Origin of the sequence: Helicobacter cholecystus (genome assembly GCF_003364215.1) — a bacterium.
Lineage (GTDB): Bacteria > Campylobacterota > Campylobacteria > Campylobacterales > Helicobacteraceae > Helicobacter_G > Helicobacter_G cholecystus.
Genome location: NZ_NXLU01000001.1, coordinates 157,047 through 171,084, shown reverse-complemented (window position 1 = coordinate 171,084; position 14,038 = coordinate 157,047). Strand labels below are relative to the sequence as shown.

Genomic DNA, 14,038 nt, shown 5'->3' with positions numbered 1-14,038 from the left:
TGAAAAACCTCCAATATTTTTTTCACATTTTTTCACATTCAAATTGTATCTAAAAATCCCTATATCAAGAAAGTTTATCATTTTGTTCTTCTTGGATCTGATTTTTCATATCTTCAATGATTATTTTAAGTGCACTTGATTGTTCAATTTCTTCTTCCATTTTTTTCTGGGCTTTAGAAACTGCACTATGATCTTTCATATTAAGTTCTTTTGCAAGTGCTGACATTGAGTTTGGGATCAGTTCTCTGGCTAAAAAGATTACATAGCGTCTTGCTGTAGCGATATTTTTTGTCCGTGTTTTACTTCGAATTTCAGAGGGTTTAATATTAAGAAATCGCGCAACTTTATTAATAATACTCTCTAAGGTAATATTTTTATTATTGACATTAATATTATCTCTAATGGCATTTTCTACCATTTTACGTGAAATATCTACTCCCATAATATTTGCCATTGCATTAAGACGTGTAAGAATCCCTTCAATCTGTCTAACATTGCTCACATTTGTTGCTAAAAATGCAATACTCTCATTATCAATACTGATATGATTAATTTGGCATTTTTGCTTCACAATAGCAATTTTTAATTCAATTTCTGGAGGAATAATTTCTACACACATTCCTCCCTCAAAACGACTTTTTAATCTTTCTTCAAGTCCTACAATTTTTCTAGGGGGTTTATCACTGGTCATTACAATTTGTTTTTGATTATTATGAAGTTCATTAAAAGTATGAAAAAATTCTTCTTGTGTGCGATCTTTTCCTCCAAAAAATTGAATATCATCAATCAATAAATAATCACATTGTCTATATTTTTCACGAAATCTATCCATAGTATTATTATTAATTCGATTTGTATATTCATTAAGAAATTGTTCAGAACTTACATACACAACAATTTTTCCTTGCTTTTGAGCTTCATTACCAATGGCATTAAGAAGGTGAGTTTTTCCAAGTCCAGTGTTTCCATAAATCAATACAGGATTAAAATGTTTGGCTTGATTTTGTGAAACATTTTTAGCAATATCAAAAGCAATTTTATTACTTTCACCCCTAACAAATGAGTCAAAGATAAGATCAGGATTAAGAAAAGTTTGAGTGCGAATAACTTTAATAATTTCTTGAGTAGAATTATTCACATTTTGTTTTTGACTTTGTGTGAGAATCTGTATTTTTGGCAGAACTCCATAAATATCTTCCCAAAGTGAGGCAATATGAGCACTATATTTTGTCTCAATCCAAGAAGCAATGAATCTATTAGGAACTTTAAAAACCAAAAGATCTGATTTTGAGGTTTCTGCATCATATTCTATCTTAGAAAAATATCGCTCAAATTCATCAGATGGAACTTGTGATTTTAAATTTTCAAAAATAATTTGAATACTCATTTTTTCTCCATTTTTATAAGTTTTCACAATGTGAATAAAAATGTGAATAAGTTATAATTCTTTGGTTTTTAATATGAATTATAAGGTAGTTTTTGGATGAATATTATGGGAATTGATCCAGGAAGTAGGAATTGTGGATATTCAATATTAAATTATGAAAATTCCAAAATTAAATTGATTGAAGCAGGATTAATTAAAATTAAAGAAAGAGAATTACAAGCACAAATTTTAGAGTTTGTAGAAGGAATTGATTTAGTTTTAAAATCTCATAGTATTCAGGAAGTTGCAATAGAAAATATTTTTTATGCTTATAATCCTCAAAGTGTGATTAAACTTGCTCAATTTCGTGGAGCATTAAGTCTTAAAATTCTTCAAGAAATTGGATATTTTTATGAGTACACTCCTTTGCAAATAAAAAAGGCTCTTACAGGTAAGGGAAAAGCAGATAAAATTCAAGTTGCTTTTATGGTTAAAAAACTTTTAGGGATTACTAAAGAAATTAAACCTTTAGATATTACTGATGCCATTGCTGTAGGAATCACTCATATTCAAAGAATCAAACTTAATATTAGGAGATAAAATGGAAGTCAAATTACTTTTTCACACTCCACTCTCAATTTGTGTAAGCGCTGGAAGAACTTGTTGGCAATCTCAAGATAGAGGAGGATGCTATCCACAACCCACAGATGAAATTCTTGAAGTTGATCAAGATTTTTTGGATCGAATTTTAAATAAACATAAACATGGCTCAGTCGCTGAACATCTTACTTATAATTTTGCAATTGATGGAATTTCTAGAGCATGTTTACAAGAGCTTGCGCGCCATCGTCATGCTTCTCTTTCTGTAAAATCTTCCCGTTATACTCTCAAAGAACTTAAATCTGAAGAGAATATTAAAGCAGTAGCTCAAAAATATCTTGTTCTTACAGGTAATGAGGCTGTAGATCAGAGTTCAATTCTTGCACTTGAAAATCTTCAAAAGCTTTTATTTGAAGGGATTATAGGGGATTATGTTAAGTATGCAATGCCTGAGAATTATAAGACGGCTCTTGCTTGGAGTGTGAATGCAAGAGCATTAAAAAACTTCCTAATCTTAAGAAGTTCAAAAGCAGCATTATGGGAGATTAGAAGACTTGCTTATGCACTTTATGAAGCACTGCCAGAAAAACATAAGTTTTTGTTTGAATCTTGCTTGAGTGAAGAGCATTAAAAGAGCATTTTCTGATGCTTTTAATCCTACTTTTTAAAAGGATAAAAACTTCAAAATGCAAACTAAAGATTTTTTAAAACAACTCTGTGGGGGATTGAGAGAAATTCCTAAAAAGCATCACTCCCTTTTTTATGCTTTGCAAAAACTTGATGCAATCAGTAAAAAAGGAAAAATCTTTATCCTTAAAGAGGGTTATGCAATTGGTGAGCTTGATGTAATTAGGAAGGATTTAATTTTTCTTAAATCTTTTTGTCCAACTCATCAAAAAGATTTTAAGCTTATGAAAGCTTTTAAGGGTATAGTGAGTGGAGATATTGTATTAGTCAAAATAATTTCAAAAAGTACAAGAGTAAGATTAATAAGTATTTTATATTGTCCTTTAACATATACTTTAGTTTATCTTGAAAAAATCAAAGGAAAAATTTGTGCACTTGAGCTTAAAAGTACACAGGAAAAACCCTTACAAATTCCACTAAAAGCTAGGCAGAAAGCTCTAAATTCTCTCCCACCTCACACAGTGATGAAAGTAGATGTAAGAAATGGAGAAATTCTTGAAATTTTAGGAGTACTTGAAGATGAGAGAATTGATGAAAAAATTATCCTTTGCTCTTATAACTTTAAAGAAGAATTTTCTTCTTCATCCATTGCTTTAGCACAGAGTTTTGGAGAGGATGTATATACTGAATTTTATCCCCATCGTAGAGATCTAACACATTTACCCTTTTGTACAATTGATCCAAGTGATGCAAAAGATCATGATGATGCAATTTATTTTAATTCTAAAGAAAAAAAACTTTATGTTGCTATTGCAGATGTGAGTGAGTATGTGAGTAAGGAAAGTTCTATTGATAGAGAAGCAAGAGAGCGTGGGTTTAGTCTTTATCTCCCTCATAAAAGTATTCCGATGCTCCCTAGAGAATTAAGTGAAAATATTTGCTCACTTAAGGAAGGAAAAATAAGACTTGCTTTTGTATGGGAGATCACACTCACTTCTGAAGCTAAAATTAAAGAAACTTCACTTTTTGAAGCAGTGATTCTTAATCATTACAATCTTTCTTATGAGCAAGTTGATGCATTTATTGAAGAAAATAAGACAGAAAATATTCCACAAAATATAAGGGAAAGTATTAAGAGTTTTTATCCTTATGCTATTAAACTTTTTACAGAGAGATTGAAAAAAGGCTATACATTTTTTGGAGATGAAATTAAACTTGAACTTGATGAATATACAAGTCTTAAAAAGGTTAAAGTTAATTTAGAGAAAGTTAGCCATCATATTGTAGAAGAAGCCATGTTGCTTGCCAATATTCAAAGTGCTAAGCTTATGGAAAGTCTTAATATACAAGGAATTTTTAGAATTCATGAAGCAATGAAGGAGGAAAAAGTTTTTGAACTGCTTTCTTCTGTACAAAGTTTGGGATTTGAGGGAAAAAATAAAGATATTCACTCTCTCATTACTTCTATTCAAACTTGGGCTAAAAATAAAGGAATAGAAAAGGAAGTGGATAAAATGATTATTAAATCTCAAAATCAGGCACTGTATAGCAGTGAAAATCGAGGGCATTTTGGTTTAGGTTTTGAAAGTTATACTCATTTTACTTCTCCTATTCGGCGTTATAGTGATTTACTTTTGCATCGTTTGCTTAAAGATCATTTAAGAGGGGGTAAAAAACTTGTTTATTTGAGTGAGGGAATCGAATCACTTTGTAAGAATTTGAATGAGAGTGAAAAAAAAATTGCAAGAGCTGAAATGGAATATAAAGATAGAAAATTTGCTCATTGGGCAAAGGTACATTTAGGGGAAAGTCTAAAAGTGAGTGTGATTGATACACAATTTCCTATCCTTACCCAAGCCTTAGAAAAAATTAATAGTGCAAGAATAGTTTTAAGAGATAAGATAATGTGTGAAAAATTTGATATTTTTGACATTATTATTGAAGAAGTTAATCTTGCTCATGCAAAAATTTATGGGAGAATTAATGACTAAAAAAGACTTAGATCAATACCTTAAAACTCTTATTCCTCAAGCGAGTTTATTTTATGGAGAAGGAGAGTTTTGGATTGGGTATTACTCTAAAATTATTGCCCCAAAACTTGCACAAAAAGAAGATACAACAATCTTTTATTATGATGAATATCATTTTCAGCAAGTCTATGAACTACTCAATCAATCCTCACTTTTTGGTGATCGTTTGCTTGCAATCTTAAAAGTGGAAAAAAAAATTTCTAAAAAAGAAATCCAAGCACTTTTAGAAGCACTTTCTAGAAATCCAGATAATTCTTTAATCATTGAATTTTATAAAAATGAAAAAAAGAGCGCAGGAGAATATTCAAGAGATTGTAAAGAAATGGCAGGAGTGTTTAAGGCACAAAGAGCTATTGAAGTGAGGTTTTATGAACCTAGTGCAAGTGAATGTATAGGATTGTTAGTTCAAAGAGCCAATGAGCTTGGAGTGCAGATTCATCCTAGATTACTCTCTATTCTTTTAGATCTCCAAAATGGGGATATTGCTATTGTCTTACAAGAGTTAGAAAAATTCACTCTTTATCCAAGAGAAATTACAGAGAAAGATCTCATGTTTCTTTGCTCATCTCTAGGAGGAGTGGAAAGTGATGACTTACTTGAGGCATTGCTTAAGAGAAAGGGGTTTGAAGTGCTTAAACTCTATAATAGACTTGAAGAAGAGGGAATAGGAGAGATGGAACTCTTAGCAAGAATGGAAAATTATTTTTATCGCTTATTTTTAGTTTTTGTGTATATGAGAGCATTTGGAAAATTTGATGCAAAAGAAGTTTTAGGTTATGCTCCCCCATCTTTTATACAGAATAAACTTATTCAAGAGGCACAAAGTATGCGTGAAAAACAATATCAAAAAATATTTCAAACACTCATTGAGTGGAGAGAAAAAATCTTCTCAGGTAAAGGCAAAGAAAGTAATGCAATTTATGCTTTAAATAAACTTCAAGAAATTTTACGCTAGAATCAAGAGCTTTTTATTTTTTAAAAAGAACCTTGCTTGACACACAATTGTGAGTTAGGCTAAAACCATAAGGAGTTTTTATGAAGCATTATGAAACGATGTTTATCGTTAAACCTACTCTTGTAGAAGATGAGATCAAATCAAAAATTGAGTTCTACAAAGAAGCAATTATTAAAAATGGTGGTGAGATTGAAACCTGCTTAGATATGGGCATGAGACATCTTGCTTATGAAATTAAAAAAAATAAAAGAGGCTATTATTTTGTTATTTATTTCAAAGCCGAGCCTTCTTTGATTTTAGAACTTGAGAGACTTTATCGAATCAACGAAGATATTTTAAGATTTATCGTTGTAAAGTATGAGAATAAAAAAGAACAAAAAGCTTGGGAAACATTGGTAGATAAAGCAAAAAATCCTTCTAAGTATGTCAAAAAACCTACTAAGAAAGAAGAGACACCCAAAGTGAAAGAAGAAGTTGCTGAAGAAGCGAATAAGGAAGAAGAATAAACTAAGGTTTGAGTAATGTTTAATAAAGTGGTAATGATAGGGAATTTGACAAGAGATGTAGAGTTACGCTATCTTCCTAATAGCGGAAGTGCAATTGCAACAATTGGCTTAGCTTGTAATCGTAGATTTAAGCGACAAGATGGAAGTATGGGAGATGAAACTTGTTTCATTGATGTTAAATTTATTGGTCGGACTGCTGAGGTTGTGAATCAATATTTGAGAAAAGGAAGCAAAGTTCTTGTTGAGGGACGTTTAGTTTATGAAACTTGGACAGATCAAACAGGTGCAAAGAAAAGTCGCCATAGTATTATGGGTGAGAATATGCAAATGCTTGATACTCGTCAAGATACTCAAAACTCTCAAAATTATGAGCAATACAATACTTCTGCTTCACAACAAGCAGCTCTACAAAATAATTATCAAACACCACAACAAAATACATATCAGCCTCAACAACAGGCTTATTCCGAAACCTACACGCAAAATATTCCTGAAATCAATATTGATGATGATGAAATACCATTCTAGGAGAAATTAAAATGGAAAAGAAAAAATATTCAAAAAGATACTGCCGATATACAGAGGCAAAAATCGATTTTATTGATTATAAAGATGTAGAAATGCTTAAGCATTCTCTCTCAGAGCGATATAAAATTATGCCCAGACGCCTTACAGGTAATACAAAAAAATGGCAAGAGAGAGTGGAGAAAGCAATCAAAAGAGCTAGACATATGGCTTTGATTCCTTATATTATTGATAGAAAAAGAGTTGTAGAGCATCCTTTCAAACTCTCTTAATTTTTTCCTCCCTTAGGGAGGAGGAATATTTATGAATCCACTATTGAGTGTAGTTATTCCTATTTATAATGTTGCCCCTTATTTAAAACAATGTCTTGACAGTGTTATTTCTCAAACATATTCAAATTTACAAATTATTTTAGTTAATGATGGAAGTACAGATGAGAGTGAAATCATTGCAAAAGAATATTTAAGCAATCAACAAGTTGAACTCATAAGTGTACAAAATGGAGGATTAAGTCAGGCTAGAAATATTGGATTAAGTCGAGCTAGGGGAGAATATATTTACTTTATAGACAGTGATGATTATATTGCCGCAGGATTTTTACAAGAAATGATAGAGATTGCTCAAAGTTTTGGGGTAGAGTTTGTGTGTAATGATCATATTGTACCTTTTGACTTAGATGAGCCAAAACTAAAACCAAGAGTCAAACCAAGAGAATTAGAAGTAGATTCTCAAAGTATTATTTTAGGAGGTGCAGTGTGGAGATGTCTTTTTGCCAAAAGTTTGCTTAATAGGAGTGGGGTAAAATTTTTAGAGGGCAAAATTTATGAAGATGAGGGATTTTTATATATGGTCTTACCCTTTGTGAGCAAATTTGTGCGATATTGTGGAGAACCTTATTATTATCGTCAGAGAGAAAAGAGCATTATGAGCAATCACAAAAAATTTAGAAGCTATGATTTGCTTGATATCTTTAAGGCTATTTATCGTTTCTATGAGACAAATGGATTTTTACATAGATTAAACCCACCCTACTATTTCCTCTCCTCTTGTGCATATGGATATGAGAATGAAAAAGAGTATTTGCAAAAAGCCAAAAGTCTTGCAAAAGAGTTAGAAATCCCTCCAATTCATTTAAAAAAGATATACAAATAACACCCCCCCCTTTTTTTTGTTTTTCCCAAGTTGTACAAAAGTAAAAAAATATTGAAATTTTAGTTACTTTTTGTAATACAGCCATCCTTACAAGACTCTTATATTGAAGCAGCCCCAGAATAAAAATGAAAATAAGTCATACTCAAAGTAATATTTTTATGGAAGGATTGAATATGTCAAATTTTAAAAATTTTCTATTAGGTTGCCAAGATGCTATGGATAAGAGTGCAATCCTCACTTCTTATATCCAACGTTTTGCTTATGGGATTGATGCTTCTTGCTATCGTTATATTCCCAAGCTTGTTCTTAAACCGAGCAATGAGCTAGAAGTGCAGAAAATTATTAAGCTTGCAAAAGCTTATTGTATCCCTTTAACTTTTAGAGGTTCAGGAACTTCTTTAAGTGGTCAGGCTTGTGGGGATAGTGTGCTTGTTGTATGCGGAAGTGATTGGCAAGAGATAAAAGTAGGTAAGGAGAGTGAGAGCATTTGGCTTGAGTGTGGAGTGATAGGAGCCAATGCTAATGAGACTCTTAAGCCATTTGGTAAAAAAATTGGTCCAGATCCTGCAACAATTAATAATGCAAGTATTGGAGGAATTTTTTCAAATAATTCAAGTGGAATGTGCTGTGGGACAAAGCAAAATAGCTATCAAACGATCAAATCCATTCGCGTAATTTTAGAAGATGGAAGTATTTTAGATACCTCAGATTCTCAAAATATTCAAAATTTTATCCAAACTCATCCTCAGCTTATTGAACAATTGCAAAAACTCAGAAAGGAAATTAATGAGGATATAGAGCTAAAAAATGAAATTACAAGAAAATTTAGTATCAAAAATACTACGGGCTATTCTTTGAATACCTTTGTCGATTTTACACAAATTAAAGATATTCTCAATCATATCTTTGTCGGAGCAGAGGGGACATTGGGCTTTATTTCAAGAGTGGAATATCATACTGTGGAAGATAAAGCTTATAAAGCCTGTGCTTTGCTTTTTTATGAGAATCTTCCCCTTATCTCTAAAGCGATTGAACTTCTCTCAAAATATCAAGAGATTGTCAGTGCAGCTGAGATTATGGATTACTTCTGTCTTAAGGCAACACAAGGAATTCAAGGGATTACTCAGCTTAAAAACATTAAAGAAGGAAATTGTGCTTTACTTATCCAACTTGAGAGCAATGAGAAAGAAGAAATGCACTCGTATATTCAAACCATTACCTCCTTACTTGAAAATATTCCTACACTCTTTCCAATTCACTTTAGTCTTGATCCAGACATTCAGGCCTCTTGGTGGAAAATTCGTAAAGCTATTTTACCTCTTGCTGCTTCAAGAAGAAGAGATGGAAGCACAGTGATTACTGAGGATATTTGTTTTGAGATTGCAAATTTTGCAAAGGGGATTGAGGAAATTGGAAAACTTTTTGATAAGTTTAACTTTGAGGGAATGATTTTTGGCCATGCTTTAAGTGGAAATGTACATTTTATTATTTGTCCAATTTTAAGCCTTTCAGAGGAGAGGGAGCGATTTGGTCAATTTATGGAAGAAATGATTGAGATTGTCATTTTACTTAAAGGCAGTACAAAAGCAGAACATGGCACTGGAAGAATGATTGCTCCATTTGTAGAGAAAGAGTGGGGGGAGAAGGCTTATAAAATTAATCGTAAAATCAAAAAAATTTTTGATCCTGATCATATTTTTAATCCTGATGTCATCATCAGTGATGATCCTCAGATCCATCTTAAAAATCTCAAGCCCAGTAATACAATTTGTGATGATTTCAATCAGTGTATGGAGTGTGGATTTTGTGAGAGATTTTGTCCAAGCACAAACCTTACTCTTACACCACGTCAAAGAATTGTAGTTTTTAGAGAGATTGAGAGATTAAAAGGCCTAGATAATCCCACACAAGAAGAAAAACAAGAGTTGGAGCAATTACAGAGAGATTATAAGTATTTTGGAGTGCAAACTTGTGCGACTTGTGGAATGTGTGCAATGGCTTGTCCTTTGCAAATCTCAGTAGGAAAAGTAAGTATTATGTGTAATCACCCCTCAAAAATGGCTCTAAGTATTGCAAAAAAAGCTTCACAAAATATTTCTCAAACTATTAAGTTCGCACGTTTTGGTGTAGCAAGCTCAAATCTTATCTCTAAAGTCATTGGAAAGAAAAATCTTAAATCTTTAAGTTTTGCGATGAATAAAAGATTAAAGACCCCTATTTCTCCTATTTTTATGCCTAATGTCAATACTTATAAACTCCAAAGCAAAATCTCTGGAAATGTTCAAAAAGTGATTTATTTTACTTCCTGTCTTAATCGTGTTTTTTCTCCAAATGAACAAGCAAGGGACAGGAGAAGTATTCAAGAAGTTTTTGAGAGTTTGTGTGCAAAAAGTAAAATTGATGTAATTTATCCAGATGGAATTAATAAAATGTGCTGTGGAAAGGCTTTTAGAGATTTCACACCCAAAGACCCTAGTATTACTCCACTTCAAGAAACATTAAAAATTTTACTTAATGCTTCAAATTTTGGAGAGATTCCTATTGTGCTTGATCATAGTGCTTGCAGTGCAGAACTCATCGCCCAGATCCAAAGACCCGCAAAAGCTCAATGTTTAAAAGTCTATGATTTATCCACCTTTGCTCAAAAATTTATTCTTCCCTATCTTTCTATCACACCCATTAATGATCCTGTGGGATTACATATTATTTGTTCTACAAGAAAGGGGGGTTATATGGATGATGTCCTTAGAATTGCAAAGTCTTGCACCACCCATCAAGTTTATATTGATGAGAATACCCAGTGTTGTGGTTTTGCGGGAAATAAAGGCTTTTTTTATCCAGAACTCAACTCTATGGCACTGCAAAGTCTTAAAAAATACTTCCAAAATAATCCTACAAATCGCTTGTATTCTACCTCAAGCACCTGTGAAATAGGATTAAGTGAGAATACGGGCAAAGTATGGCAGCATATTATTTATTTACTTGATGAGGTGAGCAAATAGAAAAATATTTGTGGATATACTTAGGATTTTTCTTTAAGGAGTTTTAATGAGGAAGAATCTAAAGTTTAAGAGTGATTTTGGAGAGATTGCTTACTTGCTCTATGAGTGTGAAAATCCTAATGGCTTTATTGTGCAAATTGCTCATGGAATGATTGAAGAGAAGAGCAAATATGAAGAACTTGCTTTAGCGCTTTGTCAAAGTGGTTATATTGTAGCAATTAATGATCATCGAGGACATGGCGAGAGTATTGGTGGAAAAAGCGGGAAGCATGAAGTGGTATGGGGGGAAATGGGAGAAAATGGTTTTGAGAGAGCTGTAGAAGATATGCACACCCTTACTCTTATTCTTAAAGATCGCTTTAAGGGATATTCTCTTTTTTTATTGGGCCATTCTATGGGGAGTTTACTCTCAAGAGTGTATTTGCAAAAATATGAAAATGAACTTTCAGGACTTATTCTTATGGGTACACCCTCGCCAAATTCTCTTGCAGGTGTAGGAATGATTCTTTGTGATATGCTTAATTTTTTTGGGATGAAATCCCTTGGATCAAAGGGAATGAATTTTGCCACTCTTATAAGCTTTAATCAAAAATTTATAAAAGAAAATCGCCATAACCCTTCCTATGCATGGCTAACACGTGAATTGAAAAATGCAGAAGGATTTAAGAGTAGGGCAGATTATCAATTTAGCTTTACGCTCAATTCTTTTAAAAATTTATTTAGTGGATTAAAGCAGGTTTTCTCCCCCTATTCTAATGTTCAAAATCCTTTTTTACCCATAATGTTTATGAGTGGAGATGATGACCCTTGTGGAGAGTTTGGCAAGGGAGTTTTTAAGGCTTATAAACACCTTACTTCTCAAGGATATTGCAATGTTGAGCTTAGAATGTATAGTGGGGCAAGGCATGAATTATTGCTTGAGAGTAATAAGAGAGTTGTCATAGAAGAGATTGTAGAGTTTTTTAATCGTTTAAAAGAAAAATGATGATTTGTTATACATTCTTTAAAGCTTTTTCTCAAGTGAAAATTTTATAAAGTGTAATTCCCATAGAAGCAAGATAAATCCCTCCTAAAACCAGTTTGTGGGTTTGTGCTGAGATTAAAGAGAGGATTTTTTGTCCAAATATAACTCCTATCATAGAAAATACTCCCACAATTACCCCTGATTGAATATGGATAAACCCTGCTTCATAGAGGCTAAGTGCTCCAGAAGTTGAGGAGAAACAGATAAAAAAGAGTGCCAAGGGAACGGTTTCTTTAGAATTTAATCCCAAAAAATATCCTAAAAGTGGGGTGAGCAAAAGTCCGCCACCAATACCAAGAGAAGAGGCAAAAATTCCTACAATACACCCTGAGAGTAGAAGAATAATTGAACGCTTTAGAGGTGTAGAATCTTGATAGATATAGTGTTTGGAGGAACTAAAAAAGTATTTATAAAAACTAAGAAAAGTAAAGAGAAAAAATGTAATATGCAAACTCTGAGCGCTTAGATGTGTGAGAATTGCACCACTGAAACTAGATCCTATTAAACCTCCTATACCTAGCACAACACCATTTTTAAGATCAATAAGATTTTTTTTGTAATTAAGATAAGAACTGAAAAAGCTTGCAAAAATCATTTGCAAAATTGAAATTCCTACAGCATAGGGCATATCATAACCCATCAACAACAAGATAGGGATGATAACTGTTCCTCCACCAATTCCAAAGAGAGCAGAAGAGATTCCAGAAAAAAAGCCAAGTAAGGCAAGATAAAAAAAATCCATAAAAACCCCAAAAACCTGCTAAGAATTTTCATCTTAATTGTAAAATAATACCAATATTTAAGAGAAGGAAAGAGTTTGATTTTTATCGAGATATATCCAAAATACATCGAAATTTCTGTCAAAGAATATTGCCCGTTTTTGGAAAAAATTTTGAGTGATGCTAATAAATTTTTTTCTAGCATTCATAAGCTCTCAAAATCCATTCTTATTCTTGATGATAGTAAAAAAATTAAAAAACAATATTTTCTTAATTCTATTTTCCATTTACCCGATAGTTACTCTCCTTACAATCTGCAAAAGCTTTTTTCGCTCTGTCATCTCCCTTTACGTATTAAGATTGTAGGAAAAAATCAAGCAGTTTATAAGGTGTGTGTGCAAGCTAGGGTGCAAAATGCTAGGGAGATTCAATTAATTATGCAAAAGCAAGATTATCGCACAAAGCGTTGCCTTATCCAACTTTTTGGTGGATTTGTAAAATCAATCAAAGGTTTTGAGCTTGTGCTTGATAGCACTAAAGAGGGATTTTGGGATAAATTTATGAATCTGATTGAACAAAGAATTGTGGGCAATCTTTTATTGAGTTTTGATTTTTTCAGAAGAAACTCATTGTTTGCAACAAAAGAGGAAAGGGCAATGGAACAAAATTATTTAATTTTAGATTCTAGAGTGGGAGATGATTTTGCCCTTGTGCGTAAAAAATATTTAGAGCTTGTGCGAAAATATCATCCAGACAATGTATTTTTAGCCGATTTTGAAGTTAAGCAAATCTATCATCAGAAATTTTTACAGGTTCAAAATGCTTTTAATGCAATTAGGGCAAGTCAGTTTTAAGGAGTAAGTATGGATAATACAGTCATCAATCCACAATCAAAGCGACAAAAAAAAGGTGTAGTAACATTTTTGCTAGGTTTTTTTAGTGTTATGATTTTATTGGGAGCTTTAGGAGGTGTAGGGTATTACTATCTTATGATTAAAGGAAATCAAATTGATGCTCTGCCTATTGCCCAGACATTAAAAAGCAATATGACTCATGACACAAATGCAAAAGAGATGGATGAGCTTATTAAGCAAATTGGAATTAAAAACAATCAAATTAAAGTCCTTACAGAGGAAAATACAGCTCTTAAAAAACAGGCTTCAAGCATGACCCAAAGGCTTAGTTATATTATTAAGCCAAAGACTCAATTAGTTGTAGAGTGCTATAAATCTAAAACAGGAAAATGGCAACTTCCCCAAGAGTGTGTAAAAACTTTGATTGAGAATGTTGAAATGATGCTTAAAGAGGATAAAAAAATAGTAGCACTTGAAGTAAGTGGTGTAGTTGATGAGCAAAAATACGGAGGTTCTAGCCCTGAACTCAAGCAAGAGGGATTAGCATCTTTTAGAGCAAAGAGCGTGATTAAATATCTTAAAAAATCTCTCCAAACAATCACAGTTTTTGAAGGTTTAAGCGTTCAAGAAAAAGGAAAAAGAGGCTACTTTATCCGTGCTTATTATGTGGAGTAGTCT

At 32.4% G+C, this 14,038-nt stretch carries 14 protein-coding genes; 12 read left to right on the top strand and 2 right to left on the bottom strand.

What is annotated here, in order from left to right; translation table 11 throughout:
* Positions 1-64: 64 nt before the first annotated feature.
* The gene (gene dnaA, locus CQA62_RS01030; RefSeq protein ID WP_104723840.1) at positions 65-1,387 is read right to left on the bottom strand and encodes a chromosomal replication initiator protein DnaA; all 1,323 of its coding nucleotides are present in this window, start codon (positions 1,385-1,387) and stop codon (positions 65-67) included.
* 96 nt (positions 1,388-1,483) lie between these two features.
* Here dnaA and ruvC point away from each other — a divergent pair, with 96 nt between their 5' ends.
* The 10 genes from ruvC to CQA62_RS00980 all read left to right on the top strand — a co-directional run bounded on the left by ruvC (position 1,484) and on the right by CQA62_RS00980 (position 11,748).
* Positions 1,484-1,966, top strand: a complete 483-nt coding sequence (ruvC, locus tag CQA62_RS01025) for a crossover junction endodeoxyribonuclease RuvC (RefSeq protein WP_104723838.1) — start codon at positions 1,484-1,486, stop codon at positions 1,964-1,966.
* A 1-nt stretch (position 1,967) separates the two neighbouring features.
* Entirely contained in the window at positions 1,968-2,597 is a 630-nt protein-coding gene (gene thyX / locus CQA62_RS01020) for an FAD-dependent thymidylate synthase (RefSeq protein WP_104723836.1), read from the top strand.
* Positions 2,598-2,652: 55 nt separating this feature from the next.
* Complete coding sequence (locus CQA62_RS01015) at positions 2,653-4,584, top strand: RNB domain-containing ribonuclease (protein WP_104723834.1); 1,932 nt, start codon at positions 2,653-2,655, stop codon at positions 4,582-4,584.
* Positions 4,577-5,578, top strand: coding sequence for a DNA polymerase III subunit delta (gene holA / locus CQA62_RS01010; RefSeq protein WP_158653676.1), 1,002 nt, complete (start codon positions 4,577-4,579; stop codon positions 5,576-5,578). Before CQA62_RS01015 ends, holA begins: the two co-directional genes overlap by 8 nt.
* Before the next feature lie 80 nt (positions 5,579-5,658).
* Positions 5,659-6,084, top strand: a complete 426-nt coding sequence (gene rpsF, locus CQA62_RS01005; protein ID WP_104723830.1) for a 30S ribosomal protein S6 — start codon at positions 5,659-5,661, stop codon at positions 6,082-6,084.
* A 15-nt stretch (positions 6,085-6,099) separates the two neighbouring features.
* The gene (locus CQA62_RS01000) at positions 6,100-6,612 is read left to right on the top strand and encodes a single-stranded DNA-binding protein (RefSeq protein ID WP_104723828.1); all 513 of its coding nucleotides are present in this window, start codon (positions 6,100-6,102) and stop codon (positions 6,610-6,612) included.
* An 11-nt stretch (positions 6,613-6,623) separates the two neighbouring features.
* A complete protein-coding gene (rpsR, locus tag CQA62_RS00995; protein ID WP_104723826.1) occupies positions 6,624-6,881 on the top strand; it encodes a 30S ribosomal protein S18 in 258 nt (85 codons plus the stop codon).
* A gap of 31 nt (positions 6,882-6,912) precedes the next feature.
* The gene (locus tag CQA62_RS00990) at positions 6,913-7,761 is read left to right on the top strand and encodes a glycosyltransferase family 2 protein (RefSeq protein ID WP_104723824.1); all 849 of its coding nucleotides are present in this window, start codon (positions 6,913-6,915) and stop codon (positions 7,759-7,761) included.
* 173 nt (positions 7,762-7,934) lie between these two features.
* Positions 7,935-10,763, top strand: a complete 2,829-nt coding sequence (locus CQA62_RS00985) for an FAD-binding and (Fe-S)-binding domain-containing protein (RefSeq protein WP_104723822.1) — start codon at positions 7,935-7,937, stop codon at positions 10,761-10,763.
* A 46-nt stretch (positions 10,764-10,809) separates the two neighbouring features.
* A complete protein-coding gene (locus CQA62_RS00980) occupies positions 10,810-11,748 on the top strand; it encodes an alpha/beta fold hydrolase (protein ID WP_104723820.1) in 939 nt (312 codons plus the stop codon).
* A 31-nt stretch (positions 11,749-11,779) separates the two neighbouring features.
* Here CQA62_RS00980 and CQA62_RS00975 read toward each other — a convergent pair whose 3' ends face one another.
* On the bottom strand, positions 11,780-12,529 hold the full coding sequence (locus CQA62_RS00975) for a sulfite exporter TauE/SafE family protein (protein WP_104723818.1): 750 nt from the start codon (positions 12,527-12,529) through the stop codon (positions 11,780-11,782).
* Between the two features lie 75 nt (positions 12,530-12,604).
* On the opposite strand from CQA62_RS00975, the gene CQA62_RS00970 reads away from it, so the two are divergent.
* Complete coding sequence (locus CQA62_RS00970; RefSeq protein WP_104723816.1) at positions 12,605-13,360, top strand: J domain-containing protein; 756 nt, start codon at positions 12,605-12,607, stop codon at positions 13,358-13,360.
* A gap of 9 nt (positions 13,361-13,369) precedes the next feature.
* Positions 13,370-14,035 carry a hypothetical protein gene (locus tag CQA62_RS00965; protein ID WP_104723814.1) on the top strand — a complete coding sequence of 222 codons (666 nt, stop codon included), beginning with the start codon at positions 13,370-13,372 and terminating at the stop codon, positions 14,033-14,035.
* Positions 14,036-14,038 lie beyond the last annotated feature (3 nt).

Bases quoted from the DNA above. Each gene is read 5' to 3' on its own strand.
- dnaA (WP_104723840.1), bottom strand. From the start codon at position 1,387: ATGAGTATTCAAATTATTTTTGAAAATTTAAAATCACAAGTTCCATCT.
- ruvC (WP_104723838.1), top strand. From the start codon at position 1,484: ATGAATATTATGGGAATTGATCCAGGAAGTAGGAATTGTGGATATTCA.
- thyX (WP_104723836.1), top strand. From the start codon at position 1,968: ATGGAAGTCAAATTACTTTTTCACACTCCACTCTCAATTTGTGTAAGC.
- CQA62_RS01015 (WP_104723834.1), top strand. From the start codon at position 2,653: ATGCAAACTAAAGATTTTTTAAAACAACTCTGTGGGGGATTGAGAGAA.
- holA (WP_158653676.1), top strand. From the start codon at position 4,577: ATGACTAAAAAAGACTTAGATCAATACCTTAAAACTCTTATTCCTCAA.
- rpsF (WP_104723830.1), top strand. From the start codon at position 5,659: ATGAAGCATTATGAAACGATGTTTATCGTTAAACCTACTCTTGTAGAA.
- CQA62_RS01000 (WP_104723828.1), top strand. From the start codon at position 6,100: ATGTTTAATAAAGTGGTAATGATAGGGAATTTGACAAGAGATGTAGAG.
- rpsR (WP_104723826.1), top strand. From the start codon at position 6,624: ATGGAAAAGAAAAAATATTCAAAAAGATACTGCCGATATACAGAGGCA.
- CQA62_RS00990 (WP_104723824.1), top strand. From the start codon at position 6,913: ATGAATCCACTATTGAGTGTAGTTATTCCTATTTATAATGTTGCCCCT.
- CQA62_RS00985 (WP_104723822.1), top strand. From the start codon at position 7,935: ATGTCAAATTTTAAAAATTTTCTATTAGGTTGCCAAGATGCTATGGAT.
- CQA62_RS00980 (WP_104723820.1), top strand. From the start codon at position 10,810: ATGAGGAAGAATCTAAAGTTTAAGAGTGATTTTGGAGAGATTGCTTAC.
- CQA62_RS00975 (WP_104723818.1), bottom strand. From the start codon at position 12,529: ATGGATTTTTTTTATCTTGCCTTACTTGGCTTTTTTTCTGGAATCTCT.
- CQA62_RS00965 (WP_104723814.1), top strand. From the start codon at position 13,370: ATGGATAATACAGTCATCAATCCACAATCAAAGCGACAAAAAAAAGGT.